The organism is Streptomyces fildesensis (assembly GCF_016107395.1).
Classification (GTDB): domain Bacteria; phylum Actinomycetota; class Actinomycetes; order Streptomycetales; family Streptomycetaceae; genus Actinacidiphila; species Actinacidiphila fildesensis.
In genome coordinates this window covers 265,275-285,710 of the sequence record NZ_JAAIKO010000003.1, presented here as the reverse complement: position 1 = coordinate 285,710, position 20,436 = coordinate 265,275, and the positions used below count along the sequence as shown (strand labels likewise).

At 70.9% G+C, this 20,436-nt stretch carries 20 protein-coding genes; 9 read left to right on the top strand and 11 right to left on the bottom strand.

Features of this window, described 5'->3' with window-relative positions; all coding sequences use genetic code 11:
• Window positions 1–132 precede the first annotated feature (132 nt).
• The 3 genes from C6N31_RS07160 (at window position 133) to C6N31_RS07150 (ending at window position 2,444) form a co-directional block, all read left to right on the top strand.
• On the top strand, window positions 133–660 hold the full coding sequence (locus C6N31_RS07160) for a GNAT family N-acetyltransferase (RefSeq protein ID WP_138351251.1): 528 nt from the start codon (window positions 133–135) through the stop codon (window positions 658–660).
• 139 nt (window positions 661–799) lie between these two features.
• Window positions 800–2,089: a M18 family aminopeptidase gene (locus tag C6N31_RS07155; RefSeq protein ID WP_138351250.1), complete on the top strand. Its 1,290-nt coding sequence runs from the start codon at window positions 800–802 to the stop codon at window positions 2,087–2,089.
• 130 nt (window positions 2,090–2,219) lie between these two features.
• Window positions 2,220–2,444, top strand: a complete 225-nt coding sequence (locus tag C6N31_RS07150; protein WP_138351249.1) for a DUF6458 family protein — start codon at window positions 2,220–2,222, stop codon at window positions 2,442–2,444.
• 42 nt (window positions 2,445–2,486) lie between these two features.
• Here C6N31_RS07150 and C6N31_RS07145 read toward each other — a convergent pair whose 3' ends face one another.
• Window positions 2,487–4,331 (bottom strand): NHL domain-containing thioredoxin family protein, encoded by a 1,845-nt coding sequence (locus C6N31_RS07145; protein ID WP_198357270.1) that lies wholly within the window; start codon window positions 4,329–4,331, stop codon window positions 2,487–2,489.
• A 39-nt stretch (window positions 4,332–4,370) separates the two neighbouring features.
• Here C6N31_RS07145 and C6N31_RS07140 point away from each other — a divergent pair, with 39 nt between their 5' ends.
• Window positions 4,371–4,865 carry an LURP-one-related/scramblase family protein gene (locus C6N31_RS07140; RefSeq protein WP_138351247.1) on the top strand — a complete coding sequence of 165 codons (495 nt, stop codon included), beginning with the start codon at window positions 4,371–4,373 and terminating at the stop codon, window positions 4,863–4,865.
• A 40-nt stretch (window positions 4,866–4,905) separates the two neighbouring features.
• Here the strand turns inward: C6N31_RS07140 and C6N31_RS07135 are convergent, their stop codons facing one another.
• The gene (locus tag C6N31_RS07135) at window positions 4,906–5,742 is read right to left on the bottom strand and encodes an SGNH/GDSL hydrolase family protein (RefSeq protein WP_138351246.1); all 837 of its coding nucleotides are present in this window, start codon (window positions 5,740–5,742) and stop codon (window positions 4,906–4,908) included.
• 133 nt (window positions 5,743–5,875) lie between these two features.
• The gene (locus C6N31_RS07130; protein WP_138351245.1) at window positions 5,876–6,652 is read right to left on the bottom strand and encodes a carbon-nitrogen family hydrolase; all 777 of its coding nucleotides are present in this window, start codon (window positions 6,650–6,652) and stop codon (window positions 5,876–5,878) included.
• A 134-nt stretch (window positions 6,653–6,786) separates the two neighbouring features.
• Between C6N31_RS07130 and C6N31_RS07125 the strand changes: the two genes are divergently transcribed.
• Window positions 6,787–7,611: a maleylpyruvate isomerase family mycothiol-dependent enzyme gene (locus C6N31_RS07125; protein ID WP_138351244.1), complete on the top strand. Its 825-nt coding sequence runs from the start codon at window positions 6,787–6,789 to the stop codon at window positions 7,609–7,611.
• A 19-nt stretch (window positions 7,612–7,630) separates the two neighbouring features.
• Here C6N31_RS07125 and C6N31_RS07120 read toward each other — a convergent pair whose 3' ends face one another.
• The 6 genes from C6N31_RS07120 to pdhA all read right to left on the bottom strand — a co-directional run bounded on the left by C6N31_RS07120 (window position 7,631) and on the right by pdhA (window position 13,556).
• A complete protein-coding gene (locus tag C6N31_RS07120; RefSeq protein ID WP_381584611.1) occupies window positions 7,631–8,911 on the bottom strand; it encodes an MFS transporter in 1,281 nt (426 codons plus the stop codon).
• A gap of 2 nt (window positions 8,912–8,913) precedes the next feature.
• Entirely contained in the window at window positions 8,914–9,582 is a 669-nt protein-coding gene (locus C6N31_RS07115; RefSeq protein ID WP_138351242.1) for a GntR family transcriptional regulator, read from the bottom strand.
• Window positions 9,583–9,662: 80 nt separating this feature from the next.
• Entirely contained in the window at window positions 9,663–9,857 is a 195-nt protein-coding gene (locus C6N31_RS07110; RefSeq protein ID WP_138351241.1) for a hypothetical protein, read from the bottom strand.
• Between the two features lie 140 nt (window positions 9,858–9,997).
• Window positions 9,998–11,380, bottom strand: a complete 1,383-nt coding sequence (locus C6N31_RS07105; RefSeq protein WP_138351347.1) for a dihydrolipoamide acetyltransferase family protein — start codon at window positions 11,378–11,380, stop codon at window positions 9,998–10,000.
• A 56-nt stretch (window positions 11,381–11,436) separates the two neighbouring features.
• Window positions 11,437–12,411: an alpha-ketoacid dehydrogenase subunit beta gene (locus C6N31_RS07100; protein WP_138351346.1), complete on the bottom strand. Its 975-nt coding sequence runs from the start codon at window positions 12,409–12,411 to the stop codon at window positions 11,437–11,439.
• An 8-nt stretch (window positions 12,412–12,419) separates the two neighbouring features.
• The gene (pdhA, locus tag C6N31_RS07095) at window positions 12,420–13,556 is read right to left on the bottom strand and encodes a pyruvate dehydrogenase (acetyl-transferring) E1 component subunit alpha (RefSeq protein ID WP_138351240.1); all 1,137 of its coding nucleotides are present in this window, start codon (window positions 13,554–13,556) and stop codon (window positions 12,420–12,422) included.
• 309 nt (window positions 13,557–13,865) lie between these two features.
• Here pdhA and C6N31_RS07090 point away from each other — a divergent pair, with 309 nt between their 5' ends.
• The 3 genes from C6N31_RS07090 (at window position 13,866) to C6N31_RS07080 (ending at window position 16,131) form a co-directional block, all read left to right on the top strand.
• Entirely contained in the window at window positions 13,866–14,531 is a 666-nt protein-coding gene (locus C6N31_RS07090) for a response regulator (RefSeq protein ID WP_138351239.1), read from the top strand.
• A gap of 133 nt (window positions 14,532–14,664) precedes the next feature.
• Window positions 14,665–15,081 (top strand): pyridoxamine 5'-phosphate oxidase family protein, encoded by a 417-nt coding sequence (locus C6N31_RS07085; RefSeq protein ID WP_198357269.1) that lies wholly within the window; start codon window positions 14,665–14,667, stop codon window positions 15,079–15,081.
• Window positions 15,082–15,087: 6 nt separating this feature from the next.
• Window positions 15,088–16,131 (top strand): phosphotransferase, encoded by a 1,044-nt coding sequence (locus tag C6N31_RS07080; protein ID WP_381584736.1) that lies wholly within the window; start codon window positions 15,088–15,090, stop codon window positions 16,129–16,131.
• A gap of 36 nt (window positions 16,132–16,167) precedes the next feature.
• Here the strand turns inward: C6N31_RS07080 and C6N31_RS07075 are convergent, their stop codons facing one another.
• Window positions 16,168–17,721 (bottom strand): protein kinase domain-containing protein, encoded by a 1,554-nt coding sequence (locus tag C6N31_RS07075; protein WP_138351237.1) that lies wholly within the window; start codon window positions 17,719–17,721, stop codon window positions 16,168–16,170.
• 210 nt (window positions 17,722–17,931) lie between these two features.
• Between C6N31_RS07075 and C6N31_RS07070 the strand changes: the two genes are divergently transcribed.
• Window positions 17,932–19,659, top strand: coding sequence for a protein kinase domain-containing protein (locus C6N31_RS07070; protein WP_198357268.1), 1,728 nt, complete (start codon window positions 17,932–17,934; stop codon window positions 19,657–19,659).
• Window positions 19,660–19,795: 136 nt separating this feature from the next.
• Here the strand turns inward: C6N31_RS07070 and C6N31_RS07065 are convergent, their stop codons facing one another.
• Window positions 19,796–20,341 carry a bacterial proteasome activator family protein gene (locus C6N31_RS07065; RefSeq protein WP_138351235.1) on the bottom strand — a complete coding sequence of 182 codons (546 nt, stop codon included), beginning with the start codon at window positions 20,339–20,341 and terminating at the stop codon, window positions 19,796–19,798.
• Window positions 20,342–20,436 lie beyond the last annotated feature (95 nt).

Sequence of the window (20,436 nt, the reverse complement as noted above, 5' to 3'; positions counted from 1 at the left end):
AAGGGAGTCGCCCACGGGTTCCGGAGCGACCGAGGCCCATCCTTACCTTCCGTCATCGATACCGCACTTTGAGTAACCCGCCGGAGTCAAAACCGATCGCTTCCGCCGGCGTCGCCGCGTTAGCGTCGCACCATGCCTGAACTGCGTACCGACCGCCTCCTGCTCCGCCGCTGGCGGGAATCCGACCTCGCGCCGTGGGCGGAGATGAACGCCGATCCCGAGGTCCGGGAGCACCTGGGCGAGTTGCTCACCCCCGAACAGAGCGCGGCCTCGGTGGCCCGCTTCGAGAAGGGGTTCGAGGAGCGGGGCTACGGCTGGTTCGCGGTCGAGGTGGCGGACACCGGCCGGTTCATCGGTTTCGCCGGGCTGGACCCGGTCGACGAGGGCTTCGCCTTCACCGGGGTGGAGATCGGCTGGCGGCTGTCCCGGCAGGCCTGGGGCCACGGCTACGCCACCGAAGCCGCCCTGGCCGTCCTGGACTTCGGCTTCAGGACCCTCGCCCTGCCGGAGATCCTCGCGGTGACCACCGCCACCAACGTGCGCTCCCAGGCGGTGATGCGCCGGATCGGCATGACCAGCGACCCGGCCGACGACTTCGACGATCCGGACTTCCCCGAAGGCCCGCTGCGCCGGAATGTACTGTTCCGGATCCATCCGTAGCGCCATGGTCCGGTCCGATTCGGCCGGATCCGGTCGGGACCGGGCCGGATCCGGACGTCCCGGTAGGTAGGGGCCCCTGAAAGTGCCCCGGGCACCCCGCCGACGGCATCCCGCGACGGCGGACTTCTATGCTGGCCCCATGAGCGTCCACCCTCACTTCACCCGTGCCCACACCGATGACCTGGTGGCCTTTGTGCAGGCCAGCCCGTCGCCCTACCACGCCGTGGCGAGCGCTGCGGAACGGCTGGAGAAGGCCGGGTTCCGGCAGGTCCAGGAGACCGAGTCCTGGGACGGTGCGAAGGGCGGCAAGTACGTGCTGCGCGGCGGCGCGATCATCGCCTGGTACGTCCCCGAGGGTGCACGTCCCGAGACACCGTTCCGGATCATGGGTGCGCACACCGACTCACCGAACCTGCGGGTGAAGCCGCGCCCGGACATGGGCTCGGCCGGCTGGCGGCAGATCGCCGTGGAGCTCTACGGCGGCCCGCTGCTGAACAGCTGGCTCGACCGGGACCTCGGGCTCTCCGGCCGGCTGACGCTGCGCGACGGCACCTCCCGGCTGGTCAACGTCGACCGGCCGCTGCTGCGCGTCCCCCAGCTCGCCATCCACCTGGACCGGGGCGTCAACGACAACGGCCTCACGCTGGACAAGCAGCGGCACATGCAGCCCGTCTGGGGCCTCGGCAAGGTGACCGACGGCGATCTGATCGACTTCCTCGCGGAGGAGGCCGGGGTGACCGGGTCCGAGGTCACCGGCTGGGACGTGATGGCGCACGACGTGCAGCCGCCCGCCTACCTGGGCCGCGACCGCGAGCTGCTGGCGTCGCCCCGGATGGACAACCTGCTGTCCGTGCACGCCGCGACGTCCGCTCTGGCGGCCGTCGCCGGCCAGGACCTCGCGTACATCCCCGTCCTCGCCGCCTTCGACCACGAGGAGAACGGCAGCGAGTCCGACACCGGCGCGCAGGGCCCCCTGCTCGGCAACGTCCTGGAGCGGTCCGTGCACGCGCGCGGCGGCGACTACGAGCACCGGCAGCGCGCGCTGGCCGGCACGGTCTGCGTCTCGTCCGACTCCGGTCACGCGGTGCACCCCAACTACGTCGAGCGCCACGACCCCACGCACCACCCGCGGGCCAACGGCGGTCCGATCCTCAAGACCAACGTCAACCAGCGGTACGCCACCGACGGTTCGGGGCGCGGCATCTTCACCGCCGCCTGCGAGCGGGTCGGGGTGCCGTTCCAGCACTTCGTGTCCAACAACTCGATGCCGTGCGGCACGACGATCGGTCCGATCACCGCGGCCCGGCACGGCATCACGACGGTCGACGTCGGTGTGGCGATCCTGTCGATGCACTCCGCCCGCGAGCTGAGCGGCGCGGACGACCCGCACCTGCTGGCGAGCGCGCTGAAGTCCTTCATCGAGAGCTGACGGCGGGTCCGGCGGTGCCCCGCCAACTCCGCTGCCGCGCATGGCCGTTCCGGTCGGGGGTAGACGCCCCCTCGGAACCAACCGGATCGGAACCGACCGGAACGGCCAACGCACGACGGAGGCGGACATCATGGGCATCGGCGGCTGCATCGCACTGATCGCGATCGGCGCGATCCTCACTTTCGCGACCGACTGGCACATGTCGGGCGTCAATGTCGACCTGGTGGGCCTGATCATGATGGCCGTCGGGGCGATCGGCGTCGCGGCCTACGTGAGCATCTTCAAGCGGCGCCGGCTGCAGACCGTACGGGGCGGCGTGGAGCCGATGGTCGAGGAGCGCCGCTACTACGAGTGACGACCGGCGGGGCCGTGCTCCGGCCCCGCCGACGCCACTCCCTCACTCGCCCGGCTCGTCCATCCCTGCCAGCACCAGCGCCAGCCGGCCCGCGCCGGCGGCGGCCAGCCGGACCGGGACGCCCCAGTCCTGCTGGTGCATATGGCAGGCCGGGTACTCTCCCCCAGTCTCCGACTGGGAGGTGCCCCCATCGGGGTCGTCGCACGAGGCGGCCATCGCCGACACATGCAGGACGCCCTCCGCGACCTCGGGATTCAGCACCAGGTCCCGGCCCAGGTCGGTGCCCTTCCCCTCGCCCTCCAGCAGGAGTTCCGGCGGGGTCGAGCTGACCAGCAGCCGCGTCGAGGGGCCGTAGCGCTCGTCGCGCTTCTGTCCGGCGGGCGCGGTGAAGACCACGTCGAGACGGAACGGCCCCGCGGCCACCTCCGCCGGCCGCTGCGTGCGGTGCGCGGCCGACTCCACCCGCACCGCCTCCTCGGGCAGCCTCAGCCGGGTGAGCCGGTGCCGGGCCGACTCGACCACGATGACGTCCCCGCCCACCAGCACCGCGTCGGACGGCTCCCGCAGATCGGTCGCGAGCGTCGTCACCTCGCCGGTCTCCGGGTCGAAGCGGCGCAGCGCGTTGTTGTACGTGTCGCTGATCGCGACCGATCCGTCGGGCAGTGCGGTGACGCCCAACGGGTGCTGCAGCAGCGCCTGTTCCGCGGCGCCGTCCCGGTGCCCGAAGTCGAACAGCCCGGTACCGACGGCGGTCCGCACCACGAAGCCGGCACCGTCGCTCTCGACCCAGCGCACGGCCGACGTCTCCGAGTCCGCGACCCACAAACGGTCCCCCGCGGCCGCCAGCCCCGAAGGCTGCGCGAACCACGCCTCGTCGGCGGGCCCGTCGACCAGCCCCTCGTTGGTCGTACCGGCCGCCACCTCGACGGTCCCGGTCGCCGGGTCGTACGCCCACAGCTGGTGCACACCCGCCATCGCGATCCACACCCGGCCGGCGAACCACGCGACGTCCCACGGCGACGACAGCGCCACCTCATGGGCCGGCCCCGCCGTCGGGAACCCCTGCCACCACTGGCCGCCGGTCCCGGCGAGCGTCGTCACGCCGCCGGTCGCCGGATCCAGCCGCCGCAGCGCGTGGTTCACAGTGTCCGCGACGACGACGGAACCGTCCGGCAGCAGCGCCAGCCCCTGCGGCTCACTGAACCGCGCCACCTCAGGACCGCCGTCCACCAGCCCGCGCTCCCCGTCGCCGAACCGCCGCACGACGGTCTCGCCGTCCGCGCCCAGTTCGACGAGCTGGTGCCGGGTCGTGTCCGAGACGAGAAAACCGCCGTCGGCGAGCGCCAGCGCCTTCCCCGGGAACCGCAGATGCGTCGCCACCGGCTCCGGCGCCACATAGGGCCCGTCGCCCCGCCGCAGCGTCCCCTTGGCGCCGTGCTCCGCCTCCAGCTCCGTGACCAGCGCCTCCAGCGCGTGCGCATGCCCCTCACCCGCGTGCTGTGCGACCACGTACCCCTCGGGGTCGACCACCACCAGCGTCGGCCACGCCCGTACCGCGTACTGCTTCCACGTCCCGAGCTCCGGATCGTCGAGCACCGGATGATGCACCTCGTACCGCTCCACCGCGTCCACGACCGCCTGGTGCTCCGCCTCGTGCACGAACTTCGGCGAGTGCACCCCGATGATCACGACGGTGTCCCGGTGCTTCTCCTCGAGCTCCCGCAGCTCATCGAGCACATGCAGGCAGTTCACACAGCAGAACGTCCAGAAGTCCAGAATGACGATGCGTCCTCGCAGGTCAGCGAGGGTCAGCTGGTGATCACCGGTGTTGAGCCAGCCGCCCTTGCCGATGAGTTCTGGGGCCCGGACGCGCGCACGTGCAGTCATACCCCCATCCAACAGCACGCCCGGGGTAGACATTCCTCCATGAAATACCTCGTGCGGGAGAAGCTGTTCGCGATCGGTGACGACTACTGGATCGAGGACGAACGCGGCGATCGGGCGTTCTACGTCGACGGGAAGGTCCTGCGGATCCGGGAGACGCTGGAGCTGCGGGACGCCCGGGGGGACGAGGTCGCGGTGATCCGGAAGAAGCTGGTGAGCCTGCGGGACACCATGACGGTGGAGCGCGGCGGGGACGTGCTGGTCACCATCCGGAAGAAGCGGCTGACGCTGCTGCGGGACGTGTTCCGGGCGGAGCTGGCCTCGGGGGAGGAGCTGGAGGTCCGCGGGGACATCGTCGACAAGGAGTTCGACATCGAGTACGAGGGGGAGCGGCTCGCGCGGATCTCCCGGAAGTGGTTCCGGATGCGGGACACGTACGCGATCGATGTGGAGCGCGAGGACGCGGACGCGGGGATGCTCATCGCCATCGCGGTGTGCGTGGACCGGATGGTCGACAAGGAGCACGGGGACGACTGAGCCGGCTGAGGGGGAGGGCCTGAGCCCTCCCCCGACCGGGCTACCGCGCGGCGGCCGCCAGCACCGCGTCGGCCATCGCCTGCTCGCCCCGGGCGTTGGGGTGGAACGGGATCGACCGGTTGGTCGGGATGAGGCCCTCGGTCCAGCGGGTGGCGTCGTCGCGGCAGATGTCACGGTCCGCGCTGGCCGGGTGGTTGTCGACGAAATCGGCGCCCCCGGCGTCGGCGACACGGGCCAGCATCGCGTTGAGGCTGTTCTCGAAATCGTTCAGGAAGGCCATGTCACCGCCGGTGAACAGCACGCGCGGGCGGCAGGTCCTGGCGTCGTCCGGGATGAGGTTGAGGTAGCCGACGAGCAGCACCCGGGCGCCCGGGGAGCGCTGATGGATCGTCCGGAGCGCGGCGGCGACCTTCGGCTCGGCCGCCCTGATCCGGTCGTCGAGCCCGCTGCCGTAGCTGTTGGCGCAGGGCTTGCCCGACGGGTCGAGCAGGCCCAGGGCGCTGCACTTGACGATGATCCCGGTGAACCCGACGTCGTTGCCGCCGATGGTGAGCGTCACCAGGCCGGTGTCCTTGGTGAGCGCGTCGAACTGGCCCTCGGAGGCGAGGGTGCCGGTGTCCGCTCCCGCGCAGGTGACGTCCGTGAGGACGGCCGACGTGAGGCGCGCGGCCACCAGGTGCGGGTAGTTGTGCGTGGAGCGCATACAGCTCGCGTCCGCCTCGTCCGGCACGCCGGGCGCGGAGGCGGCGGAGTCGCCGAGAGCGGCGTAGCGGACGGACGGCGGGGGAGCCGACGCCCCGGCGGCGGGTACGCCGATCAGGGCGGCCGCCGCGAGGGCGGTGAGGAGGGCGGCGGCTCGGGACAGGGTCTGGGACACGGAGAGCTTCCTGACGCTGGACAACACGATCACTACTGTGCGTGATCGTGTTGTCGCGCCGCGTGCGAGTCAAGCACCGCCCCGGCCGCCGCGCGGCGGCCCCGCCCCCACGACGAGCGCGCAGCGACCCCGCTCAGCCGAGGCGGCGGTCCCGCAGTACCGGGAAGTCGTGGCGGGTCTTCGTGACGAGGGCGGGGTCGAGGTCGACGGTGAGGATCTCCTCGCCGGTGCCGGCCTCGGCGACGATGTCGCCCCACGGGTCGACGACCATGCTGTGACCCGCGAGCTCGACACCCGCGTGAGTGCCCGCCGTCCCGCAGGCCAGAACGTAGGTCTGGGACTCGACCGCGCGGGCCCGCGCGAGCAGCCGCCAGTGCTCCCGCCGCTTCGCCGGCCAGCCGGCCGGGATGACCAGCATCTGGGCGCCGGCGTCGACGAGCAGCCGGAACTGCTCGGGGAAGCGCAGGTCGTAACAGGTCGCCAGGCCCAGCACGGTGTCCGGGAGCGCGACCGTGACGATCTCCTCGCCGGGCGCCATCAGCGCCGCCTCGCCCTGGTCGAAGCCGAACCGGTGGATCTTGCGGTAGGTGTGCCGCAGCTCCCCGTCGGGCCCGAAGACGAGCGAGGTGTTGTAGAGCGGCCCGTCAGGGTCGCGCTCGACGATGGAACCGGCGTGCAGCCAGACTCCCGCGTCCCGCGCCGCCGCTGACATCGCGTCGGCCGTCGGCCCGTCGAGCGGCTCCGCCTCCGCCGCGAAGGTGTCCGACGCGAAGGCCCCGACCGGCCACAGTTCCGGCAGTACGACCAGATCCGTCCCGCCCTGGGCGCGCACCAGCGCGGCCACCCGGTCCCGCCGGTCGGCGACCGTTTCGTTCAAGTCGACGTCGATCTGCAGCAAAGAAGCGCGCATACACCCACCGCCCATACGTTTGGTCGTCAAGTCGGGCCTACCATCGTCACTCGAAAGCACTGCGTGGGTACCCGCGCGGAGCGTAACTTAGGCGCACACCACCACGACCGCGCATCGATCCGTCGAGGGGTCCCGTGACCGTCCACAGTAAGATCCAGCCGTACATCGACGCCTGGACCCACTCCATAGAATCCATCAACGAATTGGTCGCCCCCCTCGTCGAGGGTGAATGGAACCGGCCGACCGAGTGCCCGTACTGGTCGGTGCGCGACGTCGTGTCACACGTCATCGGCTACGAGTGCGAGATGCTCGGGGATCCGCGCCCGATCCACACCCTGCCGAGTGATCTGCGGCACATCACCAGCGAGTTCGCCCGCTACATCGAGGTGCCGGTGGACACCCGGCGCCATCACACGGCCCCGGAGATGACCTCCGAGCTCGAGTACACGATCATCCGGCGCTCCCGCCAGCTGCGGAACGAGTCGCGCGGGCCCGAGCAGAGCATGCGCGGTCCGATGGGCCAGGAGATGACCCTCGAACACCTGCTGTGGATGCGGACCTTCGACGTCTGGGTCCACGAGCAGGATCTGCGGCGCGCGCTGGCCACCCCGGGGAACCTGGCGTCGCCCGCGGCCGTGTACGCGCGGGACTTCCTGCTCCGCGGGCTGCCGAAGATGATCGCCAAGGACGCCGGGGCGCAGCCGGGTTCCGCGGTGGTCTTCGACATCCACGGCCCGCTGGAGTTCATGCGGACGGTCCGGATCGACCAGGAGGGGCGCGGCACGATCGACTCCGCGGTCTCCCTGGGCCCCGCCGTGACCTTCAGCACCGACTGGGAGACGTTCCTGCGGCTGGTCTGCGGGCGGGTGCGCCCGGCGGCCGTCGCGGACCGGGTGAAGGTGGAGGGCGACCAGGGGCTGGCGAACGCGATCCTGGCGCACATCGCCCTCACCCCGTAGAGCGTCCCGCTCCCACCCGCTACACCGGCACGTGCACGCTCTCGACGCGGCTGACCGCGATCCGGTCCTTCTCCAGCCGGGTCGCGCGGCCGCGCAGCCGCAGGATCTGGAAGGTGCCGATCGCCTGGAGCACGAAGACACTGCACCAGGCGATCCGGTAGTTGTCGCCCGTCGCGTCCAGCAGCACGCCGATCGCCAGCAGCGTGATCATCGAGGCGGTGAAGCCGCCGACGTTGACGATGCCGGAGGCGGTGCCGAAGCGCTCCGGCGGGTTGGCCGGGCGGGCGAAGTCGAAGCCGATCATCGACGCGGGGCCGCAGGCGCCCAGCGCGACACACAGGCAGATCAGCATCCACAGCGGGACGTGGCCGCCGGGCCAGGACAGCACGGCCGCCCAGGCGACGGTGCTGGCCCCGATCGCGGTCAGCGTGATCGGCATCCGCGCGCCGTGGTGACGGGCGATCAGCTGGCCGAAGAGCGTGCCGAAGACCATGTTGGCGAGCACCACGAGGGTGAGCATCGACCCCGCCGCCCCGCGTGACATGCCCTGGTCCTCCACCAGGTACGGCAGCCCCCACAGCAGCAGGAAGACCATCCCGGAGAACTGCGTCGTGAAGTGCACCCACATCCCGAGCCGGGTGCCGGGCTCGCGCCAGGCGGAGACGATCTGGTGGCGCACATAGCCGAAGCCCGCGTGCTCGGCGGGGGCCGGCTCGTAGCCGTCGGGGTGGTCCTTGAGGAACAGCAGCACCAGGACGAGGACGAACGCGCCGCCGATCGCGGTGCCGGTGAACGTGGCGGTCCAGCCCGCCGAGTGCAGGATCCGGGAGAGCGCGACCGTACTGATCAGATTGCCCGCGACGCCGAAGAGCGCGGCGGCCTGCGCGATCATCGGGCCCCGGCGGGCCGGGAACCAGCGGGAGCCGAGCCGCAGCACGCTGACGAACGTCATCGCGTCACCGCAGCCGAGCACCGCGCGGGCGGCGAGGGCCATTCCGTACGAGTGCGACAGCGCGAACGCGAGCTGGCCGGCGGTGAACAGCACGATGCCGATGGTCAGCACCTTCTTGGTGCCGAGCCGGTCGACCATCAGCCCGACGGGTATCTGCAGCCCCGCGTAGACCAGCACCTGGAGGATCGAGAAGGTGGAGAGCGCGGACGCCCCGATGTGGAAACGCTCCGCGGCGTCGATCCCGGCCACGCCGAGGCTGGTGCGGTGCACCACGGCGACCATGTAGACGAGCGTGCCGATGCCCCACACCGTGGCGGCACGCCGCCCGCCGGGCGGTTCGCCGTTCATGCTCATGCGTCCCCCCGGGCCATGACCTTCACCCACGAGACATGGCGGTGCACCAGGGCGGCGGCGCGGACGCCGTCACCGTCCCTGAGCGCCGCGAGGATCTCGCCGTGCTCCACCAGGTTCTTCGCGACGCGGCTGGGCTCGGCGTGCATCGTGGCCACACCCATCCGCAACTGCCGGTCGCGCAGCTGGTCGTAGAGGTGGGCGAGGATGCGGTTGCCCGCCGCCCGGACAATCTCGGCGTGGAAGCAGCGGTCGGCGACCGCGAACGCCGCGAGGTCACCCGCGTCGGCGTGCCCCTGCTGCTCGGCGAGCAGCTCCTCCAGCCGGGCCAGCAGCGCGGGCGGCGCGGCGGGCACCAGCCGGGCGACCGCGTGCTGCTCGACGAGCAGCCGGGTCTCCACGACATCGGCGATCTCCTGCAGGGAGACCGGCAGGACGAGCGCGCCCTTCTTCGGATAGAGCTTGATCAGCCCCTCCGCCTCCAGGCGGAGCAGCGCCTCGCGCACCGGCGTACGGGACACCCCGACGGCCTCGGCGAGATCACCTTCGGTGAGCAGCGTGCCGCCCTCGTAACTGCGGTCGAGGACGCCCTGTTTGATGTGGACATAGACCCGCTCGGCGGCGGGCGGCGGCTTGGCGGCGGGGGCCACCACGGGGGCGGGAAGCATGATGGACGCATCATAGATACATCACGTATCCACGAGAAACCCGCGTCCGCGATACGGACCGGCCGGCCCGTGCGGACCCGTCAGGGGTGCAGGCTGCTCACCACGTTGGCCGTCGCCGTGAGCCCGTTCTGGATGCTCGGGGCGACGCTCGAGCCCGCGAGGTAGAAGCCGAGGAAGACGCAGACCAGTGCGTGCGAGACCTTCAGTGATCCGCTGCGCAGGAAGACGACCGTCATGATCAGGAGCAGCAGGATCGCGGATACGGATACGGCCACGGTGTCCCTCCGGGCGGAAGCTGGGTTTCCCCCTAATATCGCCACAGATCCGGCTTTTCATGACGGATGGACACGGCAAAGAGGCCCGGACGTTTGTACGTCCGGGCCTCTTTCGCGTGATGCTCGGCTGCCCCGGTGAACTACGCCCAGGTCAGCAGGCGCTTCGGCTGCTCCAGGAGCGCCGCGACATCCGCGAGCACCTTCGAGCCCAGCTCGCCGTCGACCACCCGGTGGTCGAACGACAGGGCCAGCGTGGTGACCTTGCGGACCTTCACCTTGCCCTTGTGTACCCAGGGCATGTCCTTGACCGCGCCGAAGGCGAGGATCGCGGACTCCCCCGGGTTCAGGATCGGCGTTCCGGTGTCGACGCCGAAGACGCCGACGTTGGTGATGGTCACCGTGCCGCCCTGCATCTGCGCGGGAGAGGTCTTGCCCTCGCGTGCGGTCGCCACCAGCTCACCGAGCGCGGTGGCCAGTTCGGGCAGCGTCTTCGCGCCGGCGTCCTTGATGTTCGGCACGATCAGCCCGCGCGGGGTCGCCGCGGCGATGCCCAGGTTCACATAGTCCTTGCGGACGATCTCCTGGCCGGCCTCGTCCCAGGTCGCGTTCACCTCGGGGTTCCGCCGGATCGCCACCAGCAGCGCCTTCGCCACCAGCAGCAGCGGGCTGACCTTGCGGCCCTCGAACGCCGGGTCCAGCTTGAGCTCCTGGACCAGCTTCATCGTCCGCGTGATGTCGAAGGTCACGAACTCCGTGACGTGCGGCGCGGTGAAGGCGCTCGCGACCATCGCCTGCGCGGTGGCCTTGCGGACGCCCTTGATCGGCGTACGGATCTCCCGGGCACCCGGCTCCGCGACGACCGCGGGGCTCGCGGCGGCAGCGGCGGGCGCCGCCACCACGGCGGGCTCGGCCGGCGCGGGCGCGAGCGCCGCGTGCACGTCCTCACGGGTGATGGTCCCGTCCCGGCCGCTCGGGACGACGGAGCTCAGATCGATGCCGAGGTCCTTCGCGAGCTTGCGCACCGGGGGCTTGGCCAGCGGCCGGTCCCCGGCGGGAGCGGCGAGGCCGGTGGCCCCGGTCGCGCCGTGGCCGTTCAGCTCCGCCGCCGGCCGGCCCTTGGGCTGGGCCGGCACCGGGCCGGGCGTCCTGCGGGCCCGGCGGACGGTCGACGCCTCGGAGACGCCGTAGCCCACCAGCACCGCCTGCCGCTTCGCCGGCTCGGCGGGTGCGGCGGGTGCCGCTTCGGCCGGCACGGCCGCGGCCGGGGCCGCGGCGGCGGCCGGAGCCTCGTCCGGGGCGCCCGGGGTGGTGTCCACCGAGATGATGGCGGTGCCCACGTCGACCGTCTCCCCCTCGGGGAAACGGATCTCGTGCACGACGCCGTCGAACGGGATCGGCAGCTCGACAGCCGCCTTCGCCGTCTCGACCTCGCACACGACCTGCCCGTCGGTGACGGTGTCACCCGGCTTGACGTACCACTTGAGGATCTCGGCCTCGGTGAGTCCCTCGCCCACATCGGGCATCTTGAACTCGCGGAAGCGCTGCGCAATGTCGGTCACAGTCACGCTCTCCTCGCCTCTCAGTACGCCAGCGCGCGGTCGACGGCGTCGAGTACGCGGTCCAGGCCGGGCAGGTACTCCTCCTCGAGCCGGGCCGGCGGGTACGGGGCGTGGAAGCCGCCGACCCTCAGCACGGGAGCCTCGAGGTGGTAGAAGCACCGCTCGGTGATCCGGGCGGCGATCTCCGCGCCGGTCCCCAGGAAGACGGGAGCCTCGTGCACGATCACCAGCCGGCGGGTCTTCTCGACCGACGCCTGGATCGTGTCGAAGTCCATCGGCGACAAGGACCGCAGGTCCACCACTTCCAGGCTACGACCCTCCTTGGCGGCAGCCGCGGCGGCCTCCATGCAGACCTTCACCATGGGACCGTACGCCGCCAGGGTGAGATCCGTGCCGGTGCGGGTCACCCGGGCCTTGTGCAGCGGGCCCGGAATGGCCTCGGTGTCGACCTCGCCCTTGTCCCAGTAACGGCGCTTCGGCTCGAAGAAGATCACCGGGTCGTCGCAGTCGATGGACTGCCGCAGCATCCAGTAGGCGTCCTGCGGGTTGGACGGCGAGACCACCTTCAGGCCCGGGATGTGCGCGAAGAGCGTCTCCGGGGACTCGCTGTGGTGCTCGACCGCGCCGATGCCGCCCGCGTACGGGATGCGGATGACGACGGGCATCTTGACCTTGCCCAGCGCCCGCGCGTGCATCTTGGCGAGCTGCGTGACGATCTGGTCGTACGCGGGGAAGACGAAGCCGTCGAACTGGATCTCGACGACCGGCCGGTAGCCGCGCAGCGCCAGGCCGATCGCGGTACCGACGATGCCGGACTCGGCCAGCGGGGTGTCGATGACCCGCTCCTCGCCGAAGTCCTTCTGCAGGCCGTCGGTGATGCGGAAGACGCCGCCGAGCTTCCCGATGTCCTCGCCCATGAGCAGGACCTTGGGATCGGTGTCCAGCGACTGGCGCAGCGCCTCGTTGAGGGCCTTGGCCATGGTCAACGTGGTCATGGTCATGGTCAGTGCCCCTCAGTCTCGTCGGCGAACGACGCGAGGTACTCGGCGAACTGCGCGCGCTCCTCGTCGACGAGCGCGTGCCCGTCCGCGTAGACGTTCTCGAAGATCGCCATGGTGTCGGGGTTCGGCATGGTGCGCACACCGTCCCGCACCCGCTTGGCGAGCGCGTCGCTCTCCTTGTCGATCGAGGCGTAGTACGCCTCGTCGGCGAAGCCCTCGGCCTCCAGGTACGTCTTCAGCCGCAGGATCGGGTCCTTCAGCTCCCACTGCTCGCGCTCCTCGTCGGCGCGGTAGCGGGTGGGGTCGTCGGTCGTGGTGTGCGCGCCCATCCGGTAGGTGAACGCCTCCACGAGCATCGGCCCCTGGCCGGTGCGGGCCCGCTCCAGGGCGGCCTTGGTGACGGCCAGCACGGCCAGCACGTCATTGCCGTCGACCCGGACGCCCGGGAAGCCGAAACCGGCCGAGCGCTGGTAGATCGGCACCCGGCTCTGCTTCTCGGTCGGCTCGGAGATCGCCCACTGGTTGTTCTGGCAGAAGAACACCACGGGGGCGTTGTAGACGGCCGCGAAGGTGAAGGCCTCCGCGACATCGCCCTGGCTGGAGGCGCCGTCGCCGAAATAGGCGATGACGGCGGAGTCCGCGCCGTCCTTGGCGACACCCATCGCGTAACCGGTCGCGTGCAGCGTCTGCGAGCCGATGACGATCGTGTACAGGTGGAAATTGTTCTCGTTGGGGTCCCATCCACCGTGATTGACCCCGCGGAACATGCCCAGCAGGTTCAGCGGGTCCACATCGCGGGTCCAGGCCACACCGTGTTCACGGTAGGTCGGGAAGACGTAGTCGTCCGGACGGGTGGCCCGTCCCGATCCGATCTGTGCCGCCTCCTGGCCGAGGAGCGAGGCCCACAGGCCCAGCTCGCCCTGCCGCTGCAGTGTGATCGCCTCGGCATCGAAACGGCGGGTCAGCACCATGTCGCGGTACAGGCCACGCAGCTCGTCCGGGGTCAGGTCGATGGAGTACTCGCTGTGCTCGACGCGCTTGCCCTCGGGGGTCAACAGCTGTACGAGCTCGGGCTCGCCCCCACGGCGCTTCGCGCCGCCGCGGGTAGTCCTCCGCGCGGCAGTGCTCTTCACGCTCACGTTCGCTCCTCCGTCTGTCCGGCCCCCGGGATCCGCCGGGAGGCCAGTTGCGGCTCACCTGGTGTCGACGCGGCGCACGGGGTATGTGCGGCATGGCCGAGCCAGGCGTGACAGTGCCCCGGCAAGTGGCCTGCAAGAAAGACGTTACCTACTACATCCGCAATCGCGCGAAGGCGTCCTACCTGCGGTTTTGCTTGGATTACCTAGTAAATAGGCGTTGTCGCAGGCCACCGGGACAGAGGAACGGTATCTCGCGGATCGAAATGGCGTAAGAGGTCTGGAGATCGAATCGTGTGCGATGCTCGATTCGTGATCGAAGACGGAAAAATCCGCGTTTTCCTCCTCGATGACCACGAAGTGGTCCGTCGGGGCGTCCATGAGCTGCTCTCCATAGAGACCGATATCCAGATCGTCGGTGAGGCCGGCACGGCCGCCGAGGCCCTCACCCGGATCCCCGCCACCCGCCCCGACGTCGCGGTCCTGGACGTCCGGCTGCCCGACGGCAGCGGCGTCGAGGTCTGCCGGGAGGTCCGGTCCGGCGATCCGCACATCACGTGCCTGATGCTGACCTCGTTCGCCGACGACGAGGCGCTGTTCGACGCGATCATGGCCGGCGCGGCGGGTTACGTCCTCAAGGCCATCCGGGGGACGGACCTGGTCAGCGCCGTCCGTGACGTCGCCGCCGGGAAGTCGCTGCTGGACCCCGTCGCGACCGCCCGGGTGCTGGAGCGGCTGCGGCACGGCGCGGACAAGGGCGACGACCGGCTCGCCGGCCTGACCGAGCAGGAGAAGAAGATCCTCGACCTGATCGGCGAGGGCCACACCAACCGGCAGATCGGCGAGAAGCTGCACCTCGCGGAGAAGACGGTCAAGAACTACGTCTCCTCGCTGCTCTCCAAGCTCGGCATGGAGCGCAGGACCCAGGCGGCCGCCTACGTCGCCAGGATGCACGCGGAGGAGAACCAGCAGCGCTGAGGCCGCCCGGGGCGCCCGGCCGGCGCTCCAGGACCCGCGCAGCCGCCCCCCGCGGCGCCAGGGACCAAGGACCCTGCCGATCGGGGGCCGCCGCCCCTGTCCCGTCCCGCCCGCCGAACGCCACAGTGGAGAGATGTCCCCCCAAGAACGACGCACGCTCGAGCTCGTGGCCGCCGTCCGCTACGGACGCCTGGCCCTCTCGCGCCACGCCATGCCGTACATCGCCGTCGCCCGGCACGTCGTGGTGGACGACCACGTGCTGATCCGCGTACACCGCGGCTGGGACATACACGGCGCCTGCGACGGCTCCGTCGTCGGCTACCAGGCCGACAACCTGAACACGGCCACGGACTCCATCTGGGCCGTGCACCTCACCGGCACCGCCCGCGTCATCCCGGCACCCGACAGCGCGGACGAGATCTTCGGACCGCTTCCCTCGTTCGTGGACGAGCAGGCCTTCGATCCGGTCCATCTGCGGATCGACCCGCAGTTCGTGGACGTCCAGTTCGTGAAGGGTGTCGCAGGGTGGCCGGAGCTGCACGCCGCGTGATCTACGATTTCCCGGGTGACGGGCACGGCGACGGAGCTGCTCGCTGAGCGCACGCTCGGCACACTGCTGCGCCGTTACGAGGGCGCCGGCACCCCACTGGCCTGCCATCCGGTCCCCCAGGGACTGCTGAACCGCGGCTACCGGCTGGCGACCACCCGCGGCCGGTTCTTCCTCAAGCACTACGTCGCGCCGGACACCGCGGACGCCGCCGTCATCGCCCGCCAGCACCGCGCGACCCTGCTCCTGGACGGCCTCGGGCTGCCCGTCGCCGCCCCGGTCGCCGACACCGAGGGCCGGACCGTCGCCGTCGTCGGCGGGCGCTGCTACGCGCTCTACCCGTGGGTCGAGGGCCGGCACCGGGAGGGCACCGAGCTGACCGCCGCCCAGTCCCGGCGCCTCGGCGCTCTCCTCGGCCATGTGCACGCCGGCCTGGCCCGCGTACAGCCCCCGCCGGAGGCGGACCGGGTCGCGCATCCCAGCGCCGACCCCGGGCGGACGTACGCGCTCATCGACGAGCTGCTGGACCTCGCCCACGCGCACGAGCCGCGCGAGACCTTCGACGAGCTGGCCGAGCACCGGCTGCTGGAGCGCCGCACCCTGCTGGAACGGCACGCCCATCGCCGCCCGCCCGCCCCGGACGGGCCCGCCACCGGCTGGGTGCACGGCGACTTCCACCCGCTGAACCTGCTCTACCGCGGGGACGAACCCGTCGCCATCGTCGACTGGGACCGGCTCGGCGTGCAGCCGCGCGCGGAGGAGGCGGTACGGGCCGCCGCGATCTTCTTCGTCCGGCCGGGTGACGGGAAGCTCGACCTGGCGAAGGTGCGGCCCTACGCGCGCGCCTACCGGCTCGCGGCCGGGACGGCCGCCCAGGAGATGGCCGCGGCGGTGCACCGGGTCTGGTGGGAGCGCCTGAACGACTTCTGGATGCTGCGCTGGCGCTACCAGGAGCGCGACCGGCGCTCCGACCCGCTCTTCCCGGCGTCCTCCGCGCTCGCGGTGTGGTGGACCCGCGAGTACGAGGCGGTCAGCGACGCGTTCACCGGCTGACCGGCCGCGGGGCCGGGGCCGGTGAACGCGGCCCGGTCAGCCGGTGCCGGGCTTGCCGTTGTTGTTGCCGCCGGGGGCGGTCGACGGGGTGCCCTGAGGCGTCGTCGGGTCCTTCGTCGGCGGGTCGGACGACGCCGAGGGGGACTCGGACGGGGACTCGGACGGAGACTCCGTCTGCGTCTCGGTCTGCGTCTCCGTGGGCGTCGGTGAGGTGGTGCGCGTCGGCCGGTGGGACGGCGTCGTCGTTGGCGGCTGCGTGATGCCCCCGTCGCCCTGGTTCGGATCCGTGGAGGTGTCCTGGCTCGGCGCGGAGCTCTGGTCCTGCGAGCTCTGTGAGCTCGGCGGCGCCACGTCCTGGCCCGGGTCCTTCTTGTTCCCCGCCTGCCCGACGGCGAAGTACACGCCCATCGAGACGGCCAGCACCGCGGCCAGCACGAAGAGCACCGGCTTGAGCCACTTGTTGCCCCGGCCGCCGCCACCGTGCTGCGGCTCGTGGTAGCCGCGCGTCTCGTCCGCTCCGCCACCGGACGCGCCCAGCATCACCGGCCGGCTGAACTCCGCCGTGGTGCTGTTGCCCTGCCGCCCGATCGTCGGGCCGGAGCCCATGCCGGTGCCCGCCGGCGGGGTGACCGGGGCCGAGTGCGGCACGACGCCGGTGTCCCAGACGTTGTTCCAGCCGCCCTGCTCCTGGAGCATGTGCAGCGCGTACTGCACGACGCCGCGCATCTCCTCGGCGCTCTGGAACCGGTCGTCCGGGTGCTTGGCGAGCGCGCGCAGCACCATACCGTCGAGCTCCGGCGGCACCCGGTCGCTGACCGTGGACGGCACCTGCGGTTCGTCCTGCACGTGCTGGTAGACCACGGACAGCGGCGTCTCACCGGTGAAGGGCGGCCGCAGCGCCAGCAGCTCGTAGAGCATGCAGCCGGTCGCGTACAGGTCGGAGCGGTAGTCGACCGCCTTGCCGAGCGCCTGCTCGGGGGAGAGGTACTGCGGGGTGCCCATGACCATGCCGGTCTGCGTCATGGTGCTGGCCGCGCCGTGCAGCGCGCGGGCGATGCCGAAGTCCATGACCTTGACGGCGCCGGCGTTGGTGATGATGACGTTGGCCGGCTTGATGTCACGGTGCACGATGCCGTGCTGGTGGCTGTAGGCGAGCGCCTCCAGCACACCGGAGATGATGATCAGCGCCTGGTCGATGGGCGGCGCCTCGGCGCCGGTCAGCAGGTCGCGGATGGTGTGCCCGTCGACCAGCTCCATGACGATGTAGGGGACCGTGCCGGTGGGGGTGCGGTCCTCGCCCGAGTCGTACACCGCGACCACGGCATGGTGGTTCAGCCCGGCGACCGACTGTGCCTCGCGGGTGAAGCGCGCCTTGGAGACCGGGTCCTCCGCCAGATCGGAGCGCAGCAGCTTGATCGCCACGATCCGGCCCAGCCGTACGTCCTCGGCCGCGAAGACCTCGGCCATTCCGCCGCGTCCCAGCCGGTAGGTCAGCCGGTAACGGCCGTCACCGACCATCCCTTGCGCGCCCCACAATTCGGGCGAATCGGACGCTCCGGTTCCTGCGGTCGTCTCATGGGGGTCGACCATCAGTCCTCGCCGTCGCTTGGTGCCTCGCCTTACAGGTTTTCTGGTCGGCCACGCTACCGTCTCCGGGGACGGTGCCGGGCCGCTCATGTATGGGCCCGATGCGCATCAGGTGACGAGATGGTCAACGAACTTGACGTGCCCGCGCGATAAGCCAGACTTGGCGGGCAAGCCGGCGGGCCGATGGGCCCTCTCTAGGGGGAAGCGGTACAGATGAGCAGCGGGGACGGCGCGCAGACCGATTACGCGGGTCGCTCGGTCGGAGGCGGTCGCTATGTGCTGCGCGATCTCCTCGGCGAGGGCGGCATGGCATCGGTGCACCTGGGACACGACACGGTGCTGGACCGCCCGGTCGCCGTCAAGACACTGCACACGAGCCTGGGGAACGAACAGTCCTTCCGTGAGCGGTTCCGCCGCGAGGCGCAAGCTGTGGCCAAACTGAACCACACCAACATCGTCTCGGTCTTCGACTCCGGCGAGGACACCCTCGACGGCGCGATGGTCCCGTACATCGTCATGGAGTACGTCGAGGGCAAGCCGCTCAACGTGGTGCTGGCCGAGGACATCGCGCAGTACGGCGCGATGCCGGCCGAGAAGGCACTGAAGATCACCGGCGATGTGCTGGCGGCCCTCGCGGTCAGTCACGAGATGGGCCTGGTGCACCGCGACATCAAGCCCGGCAACGTGATGGTGACCAAGCGTGGCGTGGTCAAGGTCATGGACTTCGGCATCGCCCGGGCCATGCAGTCCGGCGTGACGTCGATGACGCAGACCGGCATGGTCGTCGGCACCCCGCAGTACCTGTCGCCCGAGCAGGCGCTGGGCCGCGGCGTCGACGAGCGGTCCGACCTGTACTCCGTCGGCTGCATGCTCTTCGAGCTGACGACCGGCCGGATCCCCTTCGAGTCGGACTCGCCGCTGGGCATGGCGTACCAGCACGTGCAGGAGATCCCGCCCGCACCGTCCCAGTTCAACCGGGCGATCACCCCCGGCATCGACGCGCTGATCGCGCGGGCCCTGAAGAAGAACCCGGCGGAGCGCTTCCCGACCGCGGACGCGATGCACGACGAGCTGGAGCGGGTCGGCGCCTCGACGCAGGCCGGCGCCACCCCGCTGATCATCGGCGAGGGCCCGCACGCCCGCGGCCGCGGCGAGGGCGTCTCCGCGACGGTCTTCCCGCCCGCCCAGGGCGCGCTGCACACCCCGCCGCCGAACGTCCACAGCCCGTACCAGACGCCTTCGCCGCAGCACAGCGCCTACGGCCCGAGCACCCCGGCGCCCGCGACCCCGGCCGCTTACGGCTACCCGCAGCAGGTCCAGCAGCAGGCGCCGCAGTACCGGACGCCTGCTCCGACGGCCGGGTACCCGATGCAGCCCGGCACGGTCTCCGGCGGACCCGGTGGCGGGGGCAACGGCGGCGGCCGGTCGAGCCGGACCGTCCTGATCGGCGCCGCGGTGGCGGTGGTCGCCATCTGCCTGATCGTCGGCCTGATCGTCAAGATGAAGGGGGGCGGCTCGGACGACACCGCCGGCAAGGGCAACGACACCGCCTCCCCGTCCACGTCCTCCAGCCAGTACGCGCCGGGTGCCTCCAGCGGCGGGACCTCGCCGTCGACCGCGAACCCCGGCGGAGTCGTCGAGGGCGACAAGACCCGGACGCTGGAGTCGTCGGCGTGCACCGGGGCCACCCAGGGCTTCACCAACACGGACCCGAACATGGTCCTGTTCCCGCAGTTCAACACCAAGTACCGGGACTCCGTCGAGGCCTGCCTGAAGGCCGCCGGTTGGAAGTACACGGTGAAGTACACGAACGAGCAGCAGTGGGGCAAGGGCGCCGTCGTCGACCAGACGCCCAAGGCGCTGGCCGACTACAACGTCACGTGGAAGAACGACGCCAGCAAGATCACCATCTGGGTCTCCACCGGCAAGGGCGCCAGCTGATCCGGCCGTAGCGGCAGTACGCGGAGGGCCCGGCACACATGATGTGTGCCGGGCCCTCCGCGGTTACCTGTCGGTGATTCCCGGGTTCCTAGAGGTACGGGTTCCCGGAGGCACGGGTTCCTCGAGGTACGGGTTCCTAGAGGTACGGGCCGGAGCGGGCGCCCGGGTGGCCGCCCTCGTCCTCCTCGTGCCCGCCCACGCCCGGCGGGAGGGCGCGGCGCATCTGCTCCAGCTGAGCCCTGGCTGCCATCTGCTGGGCGAACAGCGCCGTCTGGATGCCGTGGAAGAGGCCCTCCAGCCAGCCCACCAGCTGCGCCTGGGCGATGCGCAGCTCGGCCTCGGTCGGGATCGAGTCGTCGTTGAAAGGCAGCGAGAGCCGTTCCAGCTCCTCCACCAGCTCGGGCGCGAGACCGTCCTCCAGTTCCTTGACGGAACTGGCGTGGATCTCCTTGAGACGAACGCGGCTCGCCTCGTCGAGCGGCGCCTGCCGCACTTCTTCCAGAAGCTGCTTGATCATGCTGCCGATACGCATGACCTTCGCCGGCTGTTCCACCATGTCTGTCACCGGGACCTCGCGCGATTCCTCGCCGCCGCCAGGGGTGCCGCCGAGCGCCATTCCGTCCGGTCCCACGATCAGGACCTGCGGGCTCTCCTGCGACCGTTCGTTCATCGGCATCTCCATGCCGCCATTCTCTCGCACACTGCGTTCTCCTGAAGGTGTGCCCCCTGATGCGGCTGATCCACCACGTCAGAGGGCACACGTTCGGCTGGTCAGGC